17 protein-coding genes are annotated in these 16884 nt (G+C 70.5%); 12 read left to right on the forward strand and 5 right to left on the reverse strand.

All coding sequences use genetic code 11. From position 1 onward, the window contains the following. Positions 1–19: 19 nt before the first annotated feature. The 5 genes from AB0F15_RS27395 (at position 20) to AB0F15_RS27415 (ending at position 4266) form a co-directional block, all read left to right on the forward strand. On the forward strand, positions 20–625 hold the full coding sequence (locus tag AB0F15_RS27395; RefSeq protein WP_285985190.1) for an ATP-dependent Clp protease proteolytic subunit: 606 nt from the start codon (positions 20–22) through the stop codon (positions 623–625). Between the two features lie 25 nt (positions 626–650). Beyond that, a complete protein-coding gene (locus AB0F15_RS27400; protein WP_285985189.1) occupies positions 651–1307 on the forward strand; it encodes an ATP-dependent Clp protease proteolytic subunit in 657 nt (218 codons plus the stop codon). Between the two features lie 229 nt (positions 1308–1536). Then, positions 1537–2832, forward strand: a complete 1296-nt coding sequence (gene clpX, locus AB0F15_RS27405) for an ATP-dependent Clp protease ATP-binding subunit ClpX (protein WP_360276013.1) — start codon at positions 1537–1539, stop codon at positions 2830–2832. Between the two features lie 50 nt (positions 2833–2882). After that, complete coding sequence (locus AB0F15_RS27410) at positions 2883–3293, forward strand: hypothetical protein (RefSeq protein ID WP_360276016.1); 411 nt, start codon at positions 2883–2885, stop codon at positions 3291–3293. A 52-nt stretch (positions 3294–3345) separates the two neighbouring features. Beyond that, complete coding sequence (locus AB0F15_RS27415; protein WP_360276019.1) at positions 3346–4266, forward strand: sensor histidine kinase; 921 nt, start codon at positions 3346–3348, stop codon at positions 4264–4266. A gap of 41 nt (positions 4267–4307) precedes the next feature. Here AB0F15_RS27415 and AB0F15_RS27420 read toward each other — a convergent pair whose 3' ends face one another. Together AB0F15_RS27420 and AB0F15_RS27425 are read right to left on the reverse strand one after the other, a co-directional pair. Beyond that, positions 4308–5264 (reverse strand): alpha/beta hydrolase-fold protein, encoded by a 957-nt coding sequence (locus AB0F15_RS27420; protein ID WP_360276023.1) that lies wholly within the window; start codon positions 5262–5264, stop codon positions 4308–4310. 75 nt (positions 5265–5339) lie between these two features. Further along, the gene (locus AB0F15_RS27425; RefSeq protein WP_360276026.1) at positions 5340–6065 is read right to left on the reverse strand and encodes a TetR/AcrR family transcriptional regulator; all 726 of its coding nucleotides are present in this window, start codon (positions 6063–6065) and stop codon (positions 5340–5342) included. 71 nt (positions 6066–6136) lie between these two features. Here AB0F15_RS27425 and AB0F15_RS27430 point away from each other — a divergent pair, with 71 nt between their 5' ends. Further along, positions 6137–7576 carry a carotenoid oxygenase family protein gene (locus tag AB0F15_RS27430; protein WP_360276029.1) on the forward strand — a complete coding sequence of 480 codons (1440 nt, stop codon included), beginning with the start codon at positions 6137–6139 and terminating at the stop codon, positions 7574–7576. 35 nt (positions 7577–7611) lie between these two features. Continuing rightward, positions 7612–7737: a hypothetical protein gene (locus AB0F15_RS27435; protein WP_360276031.1), complete on the forward strand. Its 126-nt coding sequence runs from the start codon at positions 7612–7614 to the stop codon at positions 7735–7737. A 7-nt stretch (positions 7738–7744) separates the two neighbouring features. Here AB0F15_RS27435 and fdhD read toward each other — a convergent pair whose 3' ends face one another. Further along, complete coding sequence (fdhD, locus tag AB0F15_RS27440) at positions 7745–8569, reverse strand: formate dehydrogenase accessory sulfurtransferase FdhD (protein ID WP_360276034.1); 825 nt, start codon at positions 8567–8569, stop codon at positions 7745–7747. A gap of 102 nt (positions 8570–8671) precedes the next feature. Between fdhD and AB0F15_RS27445 the strand changes: the two genes are divergently transcribed. From AB0F15_RS27445 to AB0F15_RS27465, 5 genes are all read left to right on the forward strand, one after another. After that, on the forward strand, positions 8672–10021 hold the full coding sequence (locus AB0F15_RS27445) for an OFA family MFS transporter (protein WP_360276036.1): 1350 nt from the start codon (positions 8672–8674) through the stop codon (positions 10019–10021). After that, positions 10021–10146, forward strand: coding sequence for a hypothetical protein (locus tag AB0F15_RS27450; RefSeq protein WP_360276039.1), 126 nt, complete (start codon positions 10021–10023; stop codon positions 10144–10146). The genes AB0F15_RS27445 and AB0F15_RS27450 overlap by 1 nt, the downstream gene beginning before the upstream one ends. Beyond that, positions 10143–10895: an SDR family oxidoreductase gene (locus AB0F15_RS27455; protein ID WP_360276041.1), complete on the forward strand. Its 753-nt coding sequence runs from the start codon at positions 10143–10145 to the stop codon at positions 10893–10895. The genes AB0F15_RS27450 and AB0F15_RS27455 overlap by 4 nt, the downstream gene beginning before the upstream one ends. A gap of 48 nt (positions 10896–10943) precedes the next feature. Next, positions 10944–12353 (forward strand): LCP family protein, encoded by a 1410-nt coding sequence (locus AB0F15_RS27460; protein ID WP_360276044.1) that lies wholly within the window; start codon positions 10944–10946, stop codon positions 12351–12353. A 286-nt stretch (positions 12354–12639) separates the two neighbouring features. Further along, positions 12640–13221: a hypothetical protein gene (locus tag AB0F15_RS27465; protein ID WP_360276046.1), complete on the forward strand. Its 582-nt coding sequence runs from the start codon at positions 12640–12642 to the stop codon at positions 13219–13221. Here the strand turns inward: AB0F15_RS27465 and AB0F15_RS27470 are convergent. Together AB0F15_RS27470 and AB0F15_RS27475 are read right to left on the reverse strand one after the other, a co-directional pair. After that, positions 13212–15536, reverse strand: coding sequence for an FdhF/YdeP family oxidoreductase (locus AB0F15_RS27470; protein WP_360276049.1), 2325 nt, complete (start codon positions 15534–15536; stop codon positions 13212–13214). The genes AB0F15_RS27465 and AB0F15_RS27470 overlap by 10 nt on opposite strands. A 42-nt stretch (positions 15537–15578) precedes the next feature. Beyond that, positions 15579–16880 carry an MFS transporter gene (locus AB0F15_RS27475; protein WP_360276052.1) on the reverse strand — a complete coding sequence of 434 codons (1302 nt, stop codon included), beginning with the start codon at positions 16878–16880 and terminating at the stop codon, positions 15579–15581. Between the last annotated feature and the right edge of the window lie 4 nt (positions 16881–16884).

Consider the following 16884-nt stretch of genomic DNA (forward strand, 5'->3'; position numbering starts at 1 on the left):
GGCGAAAAGGCAGGCAGACGTGACGCAGCACACGCCCGAGGCGCGGACCGGCACCGCAGGGCTCACCCTCACCGACTCGGTGTTCGAGCGATTGCTCCAGGAGCGCATCGTCGTCCTCGGTTCCGAGGTCAACGACGAGATCGCCAACCGCATCACCGCGCAGCTGTTGCTGCTCGACGCCGACGACGCCGAATCCGACATCCGCTTCTACATCAACTCGCCGGGCGGCTCGGTCACCGCCGGGTTCGCCATCTACGACACCATGCAGCTGATCCGCCCGGACGTCGCGACCTACGCGATGGGCATGGCGGCCTCGATGGGGCAGTTCCTGCTCTCCTCGGGCACGCCGGGCAAGCGCTATTCGCTGCCGCACGCCCGCATCCTGATGCACCAGCCGTCGGCCGGTGTCGGTGGCACGGCGTCGGACATCGCGATCCAGGCGGACCTGTTCAACAAGTGGAAGCGCGAACTGGCCCAGATCACCGCGGAGCAGACCGGGCAGACGGTCGAGCAGATCATCGCGGACGGCGACCGGGACCGCTGGTTCACCGCGCAGGAGGCGAAGGACTACGGGTTCGTGGACCACGTCCTCACCGCCGACATCGCCCGTCCGGGCTCCCGCTGAGCCCGAAGCACCAAGGAGACTTTCGATGAGCAACTTCAGGCTCCCGGGTGACGACTTCCGGGCCCCGAACATCCCCCAGTCGCGGTACATCCTGCCGTCCTACGTCGAGCGCACCAGCTACGGCGTCAAGGAGTCGAACCCGTACAACAAGCTGTACGAAGAGCGGGTCATCTTCCTCGGCGTGCAGGTGGACGACGCGTCGGCCAACGACGTGATGGCCCAGCTGCTGCACCTCGAGCACGAGGACCCGGACCGCGACATCCTGATCTACATCAACTCGCCGGGTGGGTCGTTCACCTCGCTGATGGCGATCTACGACACCATGCAGTTCGTCCGCCCGGACATCCAGACGTACTGCCTCGGCCAGGCCGCCTCGGCCGCCGCGGTGCTGCTGTCGGCCGGCACGCCGGGCAAGCGCTACGCGCTGCCGAACTCGCGCGTGCTGATCCACCAGCCGGCCACCGAGGGCACCTACGGCCAGGTCTCGGACCTGGAGATCCAGGCGAACGAGATCCAGCGGGTGCGGCGCCAGATGGAGGTCATCCTGGCTCACCACACCGGCAAGGACGCGGACCAGATCCGCAAGGACATCGAGCGGGACAAGATCCTGACCGCCGAAGAGGCCAAGTCGTACGGCATCATCGACGAGGTACTGCCGTACCGCAAGGCGTCGGCTCTGTAGTTCCGCCAGGCCGGTGTGTGTCGAGAAGACGACACACACCGGCATCCTGGTTTAGGGTCGTCCTCTGACGTGCTCCCGGAGTTCGTGGGTGTTCCCGCTCGCGGCATCGGACGGGTACCGTCAGTGGCAATGCGTGAGGCTCGGCTCGGTCACCCCTGACCGCGGGTCGCACCGTCGCAACACACGTCAGGCGCGGAAACCCGCGCCGGAGGGGACGAGGTCAACGGCCATGGCACGGATCGGTGACGGCGGAGACCTGCTGAAGTGTTCTTTCTGCGGGAAGAGCCAAAAGCAGGTGAAGAAGCTCATTGCCGGCCCCGGGGTCTACATCTGCGATGAGTGCATCGACCTCTGCAATGAGATCATCGAGGAGGAGCTGGCCGAGGCCGGCGACGTGAAGCTCGACGAGCTGCCCAAGCCCGCCGACATCCACGAGTTCCTCGAGCAGTACATCATCGGCCAGGAAGACGCCAAGCGGACCCTCGCGGTAGCGGTCTACAACCACTACAAGCGGATCCAGGCGGACGACAAGGCCGGCCCGAAGGACTCCAAGGAGGAGTCGGTCGAGCTCGCCAAGTCGAACATCCTGATGCTCGGCCCCACCGGGTGCGGCAAGACCTACCTCGCGCAGACACTGGCGAAGCTGCTGAACGTCCCGTTCGCCATCGCGGACGCCACGGCGCTCACCGAGGCCGGGTACGTCGGCGAAGACGTCGAGAACATCCTGCTCAAGCTCATCCAGGCGGCGGATTACGACGTCAAGCGGGCCGAGACCGGGATCATCTACATCGACGAGGTCGACAAGATCGCCCGCAAGAGCGAAAACCCCTCGATCACCCGGGACGTCTCCGGTGAGGGTGTCCAGCAGGCGCTGCTGAAGATCCTCGAAGGCACCACCGCGTCGGTCCCGCCGCAGGGCGGCCGCAAGCACCCGCACCAGGAGTTCATCCAGATCGACACGACGAACGTGCTGTTCATCGTGGCCGGCGCGTTCGCCGGGCTGGAGAAGATCATCAACGAGCGGGTCGGCAAGCGCGGCCTCGGCTTCGGTGCGGAGATCCGCACCAAGTCCGAGATCGAGGAGAGCGACGTCTTCTCCGACACCATGCCCGAGGACCTGATCAAGTTCGGGCTGATCCCGGAGTTCATCGGCCGGCTCCCGGTCGTGGCGACGGTCAACCACCTGGACAAGGAATCGCTGGTCAGCATCCTCACCCAGCCGCGCAACGCCCTGGTGAAGCAGTACAAGAAGCTCTTCGAGATGGACAACGTCGAGCTCGAGTTCACCAAGACCGCGCTCGAGGCCATCGCCGACCAGGCGGTCCTGCGGGGCACGGGTGCCCGCGGGCTGCGCGCCATCATGGAAGAGGTGCTGCAGCCGGTCATGTACGACATCCCGAGCCGCGACGACGTGGCGAAGGTCGTCATCACCGAGCAGACCGTCCGGGAGAACGTGAACCCGACGATCGTCGCCCGGCAGCCGACGCGGCGCACGCGCAGCGAGCGCGGCGAGAAGTCGGCCTGAGGCCGGGCGTCTCCGGGTCACCCGGCCCGGAGACCCGACAGGAAAGCTGAATGACTGCTGACTCTTTCCCGGGTTCCGGGGCCGCTCCCGGTGGTGGCGTGCAAGCGCCGCCACCGCCGGCCCCGGAACCCGCCGGGATCGCCCCGGCCGGGCCGGTTCTGGGGTTCCGCGAGCTGAGCGAACGCGTGATCGCGTCCGTCGCCGACCGGTACCCCTGGCTGAACCGCGTGCTGATGGGCATGCTGGCCGTGTTCACCGGCACGTGCGTCGTGGCCGTGGTGGCACGGCTGTCGCCGTTGCCGCTGATCCCCGTGCCGCTGTTCGTCGTCGCCGCGTACGGGCTGCGGCAGGCCCGCGGCGCGACCGAGCGGCGTCAGCTGTTCAACTGGGTGCTGGTGTTCGCGCTCGCCACCATCGTCGGCTTCTGGCTGATCGCCGTCGTCGGCCGTTGGGTCGAATGAAATTCCGGCGTCCGGACCGTTTGAACCGCCCGGAGCTGGGTAAGCCAGTTCCGTGGTAGATGCCCTCAGCCCGTTCCGGCATCCGGCACTTTTCTATCGCGGTGACACCGAGTACCTGGACGGTGTCATTCCGTTCCTGCTCGAAGGTCTCGACCGGGGCGAGCCCGCGGCTGTCGCCGTTCCCGGCCGCAACCTGCTGCTGATCGAAAAGGCCCTGGAAGGCCGCGCGGACGAAGTCCGGCTGATCGACATGGAGCGGGCCGGTCGCAATCCCGGTGCCATCCTGCCGTCGGTGCTGCACGCCTTCGCCGGTGAGCACGCCGGCCCGGTGCGCATCGTGGGAGAGCCGATCTGGGCCGGCCGTACCGACACGGAGTACCCGGCGTGCGTGGAGCACGAAGCGCTCATCAACAACGCCTTCGCCGGGCGTGACCTGGCGGTGCTCTGCCCCTACGACGTCGGGGCCCTGCCGTCGCCGGTCCTGGCCGACGCCGAGCGCACGCACCCGGAGCTGTGGGGCCTGGCCGGGCCGTTCATCAGTTCGCGCTTCGACCCCGACGGTGTCCGCGCGGACTTCACCCGTCCCCTGGAGCCGCCGTCCGGTGCCGTCGAGCGCGGGTTCGACCTCGGGCAGCTGGCGTCGCTGCGCGGCTTCGCGGAGATCTGGGCGGCCCGGCACGGCCTGCGCCGGCCCCGCCGTGACGACTTCGCGCTGGCGATCGCCGAACTGACGGCGAACAGCGTCCTCTACGGCGGCGGCACCGGCGTGCTGCGGCTGTGGGCGGAGCCGTCGCACGTCGTCGGCGAGGTCAGCGACGGCGGCACGATCCCCGAGCCGCTGGCCGGCCGCATCCCCCCGCCGGCAACGACGCTGGGCGGCCGTGGCCTGCTGCTGGTGCACCGCGTGGCCGACCTGGTCCGCACGTACTGGGTCCCGGGCCGCACCACGACCCGCGTCCACTTCACCCGCTGACCCACCCGGCCGGCCCGCGTACCCACCCAGGTGGGGTTGGTTCAGTCGGCGCGGGGGACGTGTTTGCCGAGGAAGCTGATCAGGCTGGGGACCGCCGTGCGGTTGAACGAGTCGCCGTGCTTGCCGTGCGCGGTGTGGGCGACCGCCGGGTGGGCGGCCTCGATGTAGCGGCGGACCCCGGTGATGAAGGAGTCCTCGGTGCCGCACCAGATGCCGTTGGCCACGCCCTTGGTCTCGTCGATGTGGCGGAGCGGGTCGAGGGCCGTCCAGTCCTGGATGCCGGTGAAGATGTGGCGTTTGGCCATCTCTGGCCACGCCGTGATCAGCGCCGGGGCCAGCGTCGCGACGGCGGCGGGCGGCTGGCGCCGCTCGACCCGGCGGCGCGTGTACACCAGCGCGCCGAACCCGCCCATCGACATGCCCGTGCAGGCGAACGGCTGCCCCGTCGGGCCGGCGAAGCCGCGGGCCCGCAGCCACTGCGGGACCTCCTCGAGCAGCATGGCCATCGGGTCGTCGCCGGGGTGCACCTGGTGCCAGTAGTTGTCGCCGCCGTCGACGGCCACGAAGCCGAACGCCGGGACCGCCTTGCGGGCGACGTCGCTGGCGAGCTGCTTGAGCGTGCCGGTGGGCACGGCGCTGCGGGCGTTGCCGTGGAGGCCGTGCAGCGCGAGCGACATCGGCAGCCCCTTCGGCGGGGTCTTCGAGGGCAGGATGAAGACGAGGTCGACCATCCGCCCGCGGGCCGCGGAGTAGACGCGCTCGACGCGGGTGCTGCCCAGCTGGGTCGTCGGGTTCGACGACGTCACGCCCAGCGTCCGCTGCAGGGCCTGGCTGAACGGCAGCTTGCCGGTCGCGGTGCCGGCGGCCAGGCCGGTCACGGCCAGCCCGGACGCGCCCGCGATCAGCACCGAACGGCGGCTGAGCCACCGCCGGGCGCCCTGGACCGCCTCCGCGACCGCCCCGGAGGGCTCCGCGTTCCCGCCGTTTTCCTCGTTCACCTGTCTCCGTCCCCCTGCCCCTTACCAGGACGCCGCGCACCCGCTCCGCGTTCCCCTCGCGCCCCTCTCGCCGGGTTAGTCGTTCTCACCCTGCCCAGCGTTTCCGGTCTTCGCTCGCCGGGCCGTCCAAGCCCGCCAAGCCGCCCTCGCCGCCTCGGCCGAGCGTCCGGCCTGCTCCACAGTGTCCCCGAGACCGACCGCCAGCGTGATCCCGAGGGGGATCAGGATGTGGTCTATGCCCTGCTCGCCGGGGCCGAAGTGGCCCGACGCCTCCAGTGTGACGAATCCGTGCAGCGCACTCCACAGCTGGGCGGCCGCCTGGTACTCGTCCGCGGGCCGGAACCGGCCGGTCCGGATGGCCCGCTCGGTCGCCCGGACGATGTGGGCGAACGCCTCCAGGCCCTCCTGAGCGGCCTCACGGCCTTCCTCGGTGGTCAAGTCGGACAGCGTCGCCCGCTTGCCGCCGGGCGCGGACTGGCCGAACGTCACCGCGAACAGCTGCGGCTGCTCGGCGACCGCCTGCCGGTAGGCGCGGGCCAGGCTGAAGATGTCCGCCACCGGGTCGCCGGTCTCGCCGACCTCGGCCAGCCACGCGCTGAGGGTCACGAACCCGGCGCGCGCGACCTCGTCTACCAGCGCCGCCATACCGCCGAAGTGCGTGTACACCGCCATCGTCGAGACGCCGACCTCCGCGGCCAGCTTGCGGGCCTGCAGGGCTTCGGGGCCGTTCTCGTCGAGCAGCCGGATGGCCGCCTCGACGAGCCGGGCTCTGACGTCGGTCGCACGCGGTTTCGGGCTCATGCTTGCCAGTATTTCATAACCCTGTTATACCTAGTTCTATAACCGAGTTATGTAATCCGTGGAGTGGTCACATGGGCAACAAGTTCCTCGAAGGAAACTTCGCCCCGGTCAGCCGGGAGCACACGATCACCGACCTGGCGGTCACCGGGCGGATCCCGGACTTCCTCGACGGCCGGTACCTGCGCAACGGCCCCAATCCGCTCTCCGAAGTGGACCCCGAGGCCTACCACTGGTTCATGGGCGACGGCATGGTCCACGGCGTGCGCCTGCGCGACGGCCAGGCCGAGTGGTACCGCAACCGGTGGGTGCGCAATCCCTCCGTCGCGGCGACGCTGAACGGCGAGGACGCGAGCCGGTTCTGCGGGCTGGACGCGCTCGGGGCCAACACCAACGTCATCGGTCACGCGGGCAAGACCCTCGCCCTGGTCGAGGCGGGCGCGCCGATCTACGAGCTGACCGACGAGCTCGACACCGCCGGCCGCTGCGACTTCGACGGCACGCTCCCCGGCGGCTACACCGCCCACCCGAAACGCGACCCGCGCACCGGCGAGCTGCACGCCGTCTCGTACTTCTTCGGCATGGGCAGCAAGGTCCAGTACTCGGTCATCGACGCCGGAGGCCACGTCCGCCGCACCGTCGACGTCGAGGTCACCGGATCGCCGATGATGCACGACTTCTCGCTGACCGAGAACCACGTCGTCTTCTACGACCTGCCCGTGACGTTCAACGCCGAGATGGCGGTCGCCGCGAGCGTGCCGGCTGCGCTGCGGACGCCGGCGAAGCTGGTGGTGTCGGCCATGGTCGGCAAGGTCCGCGTGCCCGACCCGGTGACCGCGATGATGGCCCGCAAGCTCGGCGCGAACGGCGGCCTCCCGTACCGCTGGGACCCGAAGTACCCGGCGCGGATCGGGGTCATGCCGCGCGACGGCGGCAGCCGGGACGTCCGGTGGTTCGACGTCGAGCCGTGCTACGTCTTCCACCCGCTCAACGCCTACGACGACGGGGACAGCGTCGTGCTCGACGTCGTCCGGCACCCGAAGATGTTCGACACCGAGCTGCACGGCCCGGACGAGGGCGGCCCGACCCTGGACCGCTGGACGGTCGACCTGGCCGCGGGCAAGGTGCTGGAGGAACGGCTCGACGACCGCGGCCAGGAGTTCCCGCGCGTGGACGAGCGGCTCGTCGGCCGCCGCCACCGCTACGGCTACGCGATGTCGGCCGACGGCGGCGCGGATCCCGGCGGCTCGCTGTTCAAGCACGACTTCCACACCGGTGCGCGGGACGAGCGCGCGTTCGGCGGGGGACGGCAGCCCGGCGAGTTCGTCTTCGTGCCGTGCCACGAGGACGCGGCGGAGGACGAGGGCGTCCTGATGGGCTTCGTCTTCGACCCGGCGACGCAGCGCAGCGACCTGACGATCCTGGACGCGGGCACGCTGGAGACCGTGGCCGCGATCCACCTGCCCGACCGCGTGCCGCACGGGTTCCACGGCAACTGGGTGGCTTCGGCGTAGGAGCCGCCCGGCTGGGGCGTGACTAGGGTGACGGCATGCGCAAACGCGACGGGATCGGCGGCTGCGTGGTGCTGCTCGTCCTGATCGCGATGATCGTGGTGGTGCTGGCCGCTGTCGTCTTCGGGATCATGGCCGCGACGAAGTACCTGCCCCGGCATTGAGGAGTGGCTAGGTCAGGATGCGGTGGTCGCCGGTGTAGAGGTTCATCGAGTCGCCGCGGAGGAAGCCGACGAGCGTCATGCCGTTCTCCTCGGCCAGCTCGACGGCCAGTGACGACGGCGCGGACACCGCGGCCAGCAGCCCGATGCCGGCCATCGCGGCCTTCTGCACCAGCTCGAACGACGCGCGCCCCGACACCAGCAGGCCGTACCCGGGCGCCGGCACGCGTCCTTCGAGCACCGCCCAGCCGAGCACCTTGTCGACCGCGTTGTGCCGCCCGACGTCCTCGCGGACGACGCCGAGTTCACCGTCCGGGGTGAACAGCGCCGCCGCGTGGAGGCCGCCCGTGCTGGCGAACACCTTCTGGCGGGTGCGCAGCGCGTCCGGCAGGCCGGACAGGATCTCGGTCTTCACCGCGAAGGCGGCTTCGGCGGGGGAGAAGCGGGTGCGGAGCTTGACCGCATCGAGCGCGGCCTTCCCGCAGACCCCGCACGACGAGGTGGTGTAGAAGTTGCGCTCGACCCCGGTGTCCGGCGGCGGGACGCCGTCGGCCAGCGCGATGTCCAGCACGTTGTAGGTGTTGCGGCCCTGGTCGTCGACGCCGTCGCAGTAGCGGGCGACCGCGATGTCCTCGCGGCCGCCGATCACCCCCTCGGACAGCAGGAAGCCGTGGGCCAGTTCGACGTCGTTCCCGGGCGTGCGCATGGTGACGGCCAGCGCCTTGCCGCCGACCCGCAGCTCCAGGGGCTCCTCGGCCGCCAGCGCGTCGGGGCGGCGCCGGTCCCCGGTCGCGGAAATCCGCCGCACCGGCCTGCGCACGGTCACCCTGCCCATCGGCACACCTTTCCCTGCCCGAAAGTTTGACACTCGTATGGTGCAACACCGGGTTTTTGGTAATACATTCCCTCCATCATCCTCAGAATACGGAGGGAACCGATGGCTCCCGGCTTCCTGGACCGCTCCCGGATCGTGGCACCGCCGGGCTGGACGCGCTGGCTGGTGCCGCCGGCGGCCCTCTCGGTACACCTGTCGATCGGGCAGGCCTACGCGTGGAGTGTCTTCAAGACCCCGCTCGAGAAGACCCTGCACCTCAACGGTACGCAGAGCTCGCTGCCGTTCCAGCTCGGCATCGTCATGCTCGGGCTGTCGGCCGCGTTCGGCGGCACGCTCGTCGAGAAGAACGGCCCGCGCTGGGCGATGTTCGTGTCGATGTGCTGCTTCGCCAGCGGATTCCTCGTCTCCGCGCTCGGCGTGGCGACCGGGCAGTTCTGGCTGGTCGTGCTCGGCTACGGCGGTATCGGCGGCGTGGGCCTGGGCATCGGCTACATCTCCCCGGTCTCGACGCTGATCAAGTGGTTCCCGGACCGGCCGGGCATGGCCACCGGGATCGCGATCATGGGCTTCGGCGGCGGCGCGCTGATCGCCTCGCCGTGGTCGTCGTCGATGCTGGGCACGGCGCCGACCACCGGCACCATCGCGACGGCGTTCCTCGTGCACGGCGTCGTCTACGCGGTGTTCATGTCGCTCGGCTGGCTGCTCGTGCGGGTCCCGGCCGACGACTGGAAGCCCGCGGGCTGGGAGCCGAAGACCGACCACGGTGCCGCCATGATCACGACGGCGAACGTGTCGGCGGCCAACGCCCTCAAGACCCCGCAGTTCTGGTGCCTCTGGGTCGTCCTGTGCTTCAACGTGACCGCGGGCATCGGCATCCTGGAAAAGGCCTCGCCGATGATCCAGGACTTCTTCAAGGGGACGTCGACGCCGGTGGGCGTGGCCTCGGCGGCCGGGTTCGTCGCGCTGCTGTCGCTGTGCAACATGCTCGGCCGGTTCGTCTGGTCGTCCACATCGGACCTGGTCGGCCGCAAGAACATCTACCGCACCTACCTCGGGGTCGGTGCGCTGCTGTACCTGGTGATCGCACTGACGCAGAACTCGTCGAAGCTCGTGTTCATCCTGTGCGCGATGGTGATCCTGTCGTTCTACGGCGGTGGGTTCGCGACGGTCCCGGCGTACCTGAAGGACCTCTTCGGCACCTACCAGGTCGGCGCGATCCACGGCAGGCTGCTCACCGCGTGGTCGGCGGCCGGGGTGCTCGGCCCGCTGATCGTCAACCGGATCGCCGACAGCGAGAAGGCGGCCGGCAAGTCCGGCCCCGACCTGTACACGACGTCGTTCTACATCATGATCGGCCTGCTCGTCGTCGGTTTCGTGGCCAACGAACTGGTGCGGCCGGTCAAGGAGAAGTACCACGAGCCGGTCGCCGCGGCCGCGAGGAGTGAGGTCTGATGAGCGAGCCCACGACGAAGCCCAACCGGGTGCCGCTGATCGTGCTGGCCTGGGCGTGGGTGGTGCTGCCCTTCGGGTACGGCGTCTACCAGTTGTTCCTGAAGCTGGTCCAGCTGTTCGGATGAGCGGGGGAGTCCTGGTCACCGGCGCGTCCCGGGGCATCGGGCGCGCGGTGGCCACGGCGTTCGCGGCGCGGGGCCACCGCGTGGCCGTCCACTATGGACACCGGGCTGCGGACGCCGAGGCGACCCTGGAAGCGTTGCCCGGCGAAGGGCACGTGCTGGTCGGCGGCGACCTCGCCGACCCCGAAGCCGTGCGGCGCATCGCGGACGCCGCCGAGGCCGGGCTGGGTGGCGTCGACGTGCTGGTCAACAACGCCGCCGTCGCGCCGTCGGCCGGGACCGCGCACCCGGTCGACTCGGTGTCGTACGCGGACTGGCAGCGGATCTGGCGGCGCACCCTCGACGTCAACCTCGTGGGCGCGGCCAACCTGAGCTACTGCGTCGCCCGGCACCTCATCGGCCGCGGGGTGCCGGGCCGGATCGTCAACATCGGGTCGCGCGGGGCGTTCAAGGGCGAGCCCGACCACCCCGCGTACGGCGCCGGCAAGGCCGCGCTGCACGCACTCGGCCAGTCGCTGGCCGTCTCCCTCGCACCCCACGGGATCTCCGTGACGTCGGTGGCTCCCGGCTTCACCGCCACCGAGCGCGTGGCGGACCGGATCGACGACGCCGTCCGCGCGCAGAGCCCGTTCGGCCGGGTCGGCACGCCCGAGGAGGTCGCCGCGGCCGTGGTGTACCTGGCCTCGGCCGAAGCGACCTGGGCGTCCGGGACGATCCTCGATCTCAACGGCGCCTCGCACCTGCGGATGTGACTCCGCTCACGCGTGCAGCGGATGCCGGTCCGCAAGCGTCGAGGAGGCGTGCATCCACTGGGGAAGATCGTCGTCGCGGGGCTGGCCCTCGCCGTGTTCGGCGGTACGGCATACGGCTACTCGAACCTCCACGCTCTCGACGAGGTGACGCGCGACAGCGTGATCGACGCCGAGGGCGAGACGAAGCCGGGGGAACAGCCCGCCGACGGCTCGCTCGACATCCTCCTCGTCGGCCGGGACTCCCGGAGCGACAACCAGGGCAAGCCGCTGGCGCCGGAGGTGCTGCGCGAGCTGCGGGCCGGCGCCAACGGCGACGACCTCACCGACACCCTGATCGTGCTGCGGATCCCGAACGGCAGCAAAGAGGTGAAAGCGTTCTCCGTCCCCCGGGACAGCTACGTGTCGATGCCGGGCGGGAAGGGGAAGATCAACGCCGCGTTCGGGCGGGCGAAGGCGGCCGAAGCGCGGCGGCTGCGCACCGCGGGCGAGTCCGACAAGGCGAAGATCGACCAGGGCGCGCTCACCGCCGCCCGGCGCGCGACGCGCCAGGCGGTCGAGGACCTCACCGGCGTGAAGATCGACCACTTCGCCGAGGTCAACCTGCTCAGCTTCTCCGAGATCAGCAAGGCTGTCGGCGGCGTCGACGTCTGTCTGAAGGCCGCCACCAAGGACAAGAACTCGGGCGCCGACTTCCCTGCCGGGCCGCAGCGGATCTCCGGCGCGGACGCGCTCGCCTTCGTCCGGCAGCGCGACAACCTCCGGGGCGGCGACTTCGACCGCGTGCGGCGTCAGCAGGTGTTCCTCGCCGGGCTGGCCAGGCAGGTGCTGTCGGCGGGCACGCTGGCCGATCCGGGAAAGCTCTCGGACCTGATCGACGCGGTTAAGCGCTCGGTGGTGCTGGACGCCTCGTGGAACCTGCTCGACTTCGTCGGGCAGATGCGCGGGGTCAGCGGCGGCGGCATCCAGTTCGCGACGATCCCCGTCGTCAACGTCGACTACCGGTACGACCCGGCGAACCCCAAGGCGACGGCGGTGCAGGTCGACCCGGCCGCGGTGAAGGCCTTCGCGGCGAGCCTGATCGGGAGCGCGGCTCCGGCGCCGCCGGCGGCCGCCCCGGTCACCGTCGACGTCTCCAACGCGAGCCCGAAGGGCGGTCTCGCGGCCCGCGTGGCGGGGATCCTGCGGGACAAGGGGTTCACGGCGGACGCGACCGGCAACACGGAGTCCCGGCGAACCTCGCTGGTCCGGTTCGGTCCTGGCCTCGCCGAGCGCGGCGCCGAGGTGGCGAAGCTGCTGGGCGGGCTGACGACGCAGCAGTCCGCGTCGGTCCCGGCCGGGCACATCGAGGTGGTGCTCGGGACGGTGTACTCCGGCCCCGGCGTTTCGGCGGGCGGTGGCGCTCCCGCGGGGGATGGCGACGAGCCGATCACTTCGAGCGGGGTCGTCTGCGTGAATTGATCGACGGGCGAAGTACCGGCTTTTCCGCTGATTTCCGGAAATGCGCACGGAATTCCGCAAAGGCCTGAAGGTCACGCCGCCCCACCGGACCACGGTGGACCACGCGGGGCACTGGTCTTGACGCTGCCGCACTGGTGAGGCATCGTGCGGTGACCGTTGACGAGGCTGGACCACGTGACGGGCCGGAAAGTTCACCCGATCGGGTGGGCGATCCGGAAAGTCAATTTCCAGGAATACGGAAAGTCCGGAATTTATGCGCAGCAGCGTTGCCCGCGGTGGGTGGATCTTGCCGATCCTCGCTTCCGCCGTTCTCAGTGCCGGGTGCCAGTCGGCGTCCGCTTCGGCGCACTACCCGGGCGCGATCGACGCCTGCCGGCTGCCCGGGCCGAACGCACAGGCGCAGCTGGCTCCCGGGACCGTCGAAATCGCGGCCGACTCGGTGAAGGCCGCCGAGACCAAGGTCATCCCCGAGGACCGCGCCAGCGAAGGCAACGAGGTCACCGACTGCCGCCGCCTGTTCGCCCGCGACCTCGGCGGCGGGAAGCCCGACCTGCAGGACTACCGGCTCGTCACGATCGCCGTCGTGCGGTTCACGCAGTCCGACGCGGACGAGGCCGCCGCCAAGGCCAGCCAGCTGATGACCGACGCGCTCGGCGACCACTCGGGCGTCCGGCTCGCCACCGGTGTCGGCGACGAGTCCGGGTTCTCCGAGCAGTGGGCCGCCGTGCGCAGCGGGAACGTCGTGCTGGGCCTGGCCATCGCCGACGGCGGCACGGAGGCCGCGCTGATCCCGCCCGCGACGCTGGACAGCGTGCAGGCCGTGGTCACGGACATGACCGGCACCCTGCAGCGGGACTTTCAGGGCTGAGGTTCGGCCCGGACCGGTTCGAGCCGCACCACGATCGCCTTCGACACCGGCGTGTTCGACTTGTCCGCCACCGAGTCCAGCGGCACCAGGGCGTTCGCCTCCGGGAAGTACGCCGCCGCGCAGCCGCGCGCGGTCGGGTACGCGATGACCCGGAACGCCGGCGCGCGCCGGTCCGGGTCGTCGCGCCATTCGGAGACCAGGTCGACCACGGCCCCGTCGGCCAGGCCGAGTGCCGCGATGTCGTCCGGGTTGACCAGGACCACGCGGCGGGCGTTCTCGATCCCGCGGTACCGGTCCGAGAGCCCGTAGATGGTGGTGTTGTACTGGTCGTGGCTGCGCATCGTCTGCAGCAGCAGCCGGCCCTCGGGCACCTTCGGGTACTCCAGTTCCGACACCGTGAAGTTGCCCTTGCCGTTCGCGGTGCCGGTGAACTCGCGGGAGTCCCGCGGTGCGTGCGGCAGCACGAAGCCGTCCGGCTCGCGGACGCGGCGGTTGTAGTCCTGGCAGCCGGGCACGACCCGCGAGATCCGGTCACGGATCAGGTCGTAGTCGGTCTCGAACGTCCGCCACGGCACGGCGTGACCCGCGCCGAACAGCTTTTCGGCCAGCCGGCAGACGATGGCGACCTCCGAGAGCAGGTGCTCGCTCGCCGGCTTCAGGCGCCCACGCGAGGTGTGGACCTGCGACATCGAGTCCTCGACCGTGACGAACTGCTCGCCGCCCGCCTGGACGTCGCGTTCGGTGCGGCCCAGCGTCGGCAGGACCAGCGCGGTGCGGCCGTGCACGACGTGCGACCGGTTCAGCTTCGTGGACACGTGCACGGTCAGCGAACACGAGCGCAGCGCCTTCTCGGTCAACGCCGAATCCGGCGTCGCCGACGCGAAGTTGCCGCCGACGGCGAAGAACACCTTGCCGCGGCCGTCGCGCATCGCCCGGATCGCGTCGACGGTGTCGAAGCCGTGCTCGCGCGGGACCTCGATGCCGAACTCGGCGGCGAGGGCGTCCATGAACGACTGCGGCATCTTCTCCCAGATGCCCATCGTCCGGTCGCCCTGGACGTTGGAGTGCCCGCGCACCGGGCACAGGCCCGCGCCCGGCTTGCCGATCATCCCGCGCATCAGGGCGAGGTTCGCGATCTCGGAGATCGTCGGCACCGCGTGCTTGTGCTGCGTGAGGCCCATCGCCCAGCAGTAGATGGTGCGCTCGGAGGAGGCGATCATCCGCGCGACGCGCTCGATCTGCGCGCGCGGGAGGCCGGTCGCGCGCTCGATCTCCGGCCAGTCGACCTCCTGGAGGTGCTTCGCGTAGCCGTCGAAGCCCTCGGTGACGCGGTCGACGAAGTCGCGGTCGACGATCGCGCCGGGCGCCTCGGCGTCCCAGGCCAGCAGCAGGTGCCCGACGGCCTGGAACAGCGCCAGGTCGCCGCCGAGGCGGATCTGGGCGAACTCGTCGGCCAGCGGCGTGCCCTTGCCGACGACGCCGCGGACGTTCTGCGGGTTCTTGAACCGCATCAGCCCGGCCTCGGGCAGCGGGTTGACGGCGATGATCTTCGCCCCGTTGCCCTTGGCCTCTTCAAGCGCCGAGAGCATCCGCGGGTGGTTGGTGCCAGGGTTCTGCCCGACGACGACGATCAGGTCGGCCCGGTGGATGTCGGCGAGGCTCACCGAGCCCTTGCCGATACCGGTGGTGGCCGCCAGCGCCGCGCCGGAGGACTCGTGGCACATGTTGGAGCAGTCCGGCAGGTTGTTGGTGCCGAAGGAGCGCACCAGCAGCTGGTAGAGGAACGCGGCCTCGTTGCTGGTGCGGCCGGAGGTGTAGAAGATGGCCTCGTCCGGGTCGGTCAGCGCCTTGAGCTCGCCCGCGACCAGCTCGAACGCGTCGTCCCAGGAGATCGGCTCGTAGTGCGTGGCGCCCTCGCGCAGCACGAACGGTTCGGTGATCCGGCCCTGCTGGCCCAGCCAGTAGTCGGTCTTGGTTTCCAGGTCGCCGATCGGGTGCTTCGCGAAGAACTCGCGGTCCACCCGGCGTTTCGTGGCCTCTTCCGCGACGGCCTTGGCGCCGTTCTCGCAGAACTCGGCCAGCTTGCGCTTTTCGCCGTCGACCTCGCGGGGTTCGGGCCACGCGCAGCCCGGGCAGTCGAAGCCTTCGCGCTGGTTGAGCAGCCGCAACGCCTTGATCGTCCGGCCGGTGCCCATCTGCTCGACACTGCGCGCGAGCGACACGGCGACGCCCGGTATCCCGGCCGCCCAGCCCTTCGGCTTGCCCACTTCGAGGCGGGTTTCGTCCACGTCCTGCGCCGGCGCTTCACGGGTCATGTGTTCATCGTGCGCCTGGATGATCGCTCGCGGCCACCAGGGTCACGGGTTTTCGGCGCGCAGACCCCGGTCGGCGACGGTGACCACCAGCAGGAGCCCGCTGATCACGACCAGGACGATCGCCAGCCGGTGCAGGCCCGCGGAGTCCGCGTGCGGCCCGTAGCAGAGCGCGATGAGGGTCGAGGCCACGATCGCGCCGAGGTACTGGGCCGTGCGGAACAGGCCGCTCGCGGTGCCCATCTGCCCGGCGGGTGCCTCGCGGTAGAGCGTCGTCTGGTTCGCGACGCTGGTCAGGCCCTGGGCCAGGCCGAACAACGCGGCCAGCGCGAGCAGCGCGCCGACCCAGGTGCCGTCGTGGACGAACAGGAGCAGCGCCGAGCCGCCCGCCAGCGCCACCGCGACGATGACCAGCCGCGCCTTGATGGCGGACGCCCTCCCCGAGAACGCCGCGGCGCATACCGCCGTGCCCGACATCGGCAGCAGCATCAGCCCGGCGGCTTCCTCCGACAGCCGCCGCGTGGTCTCCAGCCACTGGACGTAGCCGAACATGATCGCGTAGATGGCCATGAAGCTCAGCGCCTGCCGCAGGTACGTGCGCAGGATGGCGCCGTTGGCCGCGAGCATCCGCAGGTCGAGGAACGGCGTGTCGCGCCGCAGTTCGACCAGCGTGAACGCGGCCCCGAACGCGGCGACGACGGCGAGCAGCCAGACCTCGGCGCCGGGGTCCATCAGGAAGAACAGGAGCGCGAGCAGGGTCGCGGAGAACAGCGCGATGCCGAGCACGTCGATCCGGGTGGCGGTGCGCTCGCCCCGGTCGTCCTTCGGCACCCACAGCAGCGCCAGCACCAGCGACAGCCCGGCGAGCGGGATGTTCACCGCGAAGATCGCGGGCCAGCCGAAGAGCCCGATCAGCAGCCCGCCCAGCGTCGGCCCGATCACCATCACCGTCTGCGCGGACATCGACAGCAGCGACAGCACCCGGGCGGGCACGCCCTGGCCGCTCGCTTCGGCGTGGTGGCGCAGCACGGCCATCGCGGCCGGGAACCCGGCGCACGTGCCGAGGCCGAGCACGACGCGCACCCCGGTCAGCCAGCCGACGGAGAGCGGGACCATGCCCGCGATCCCGGCGACGATCACGAGGCTCGCGCCGCCGAGCAGGACGCGGCGGGCGCCGTGGCGGTCCACCAGCAGCCCGACCACCGGCTGCCCGACCGCCGTGGCCAGGTAGAGCGCGGAGATCAGCCAGGCGGTCTGGCCGGGGCCGGCACCGAAGCTCTGCCCGATCGGCACGAGCGCGACGGCGATGAGCGTCGAGTTGATCGGGTTGAGCACCGCGCCGGCCACCAGC

Origin of the sequence: Amycolatopsis sp. NPDC026612, assembly GCF_040638285.1 — a bacterium.
Classification (GTDB): Bacteria; Actinomycetota; Actinomycetes; order Mycobacteriales; family Pseudonocardiaceae; genus Amycolatopsis.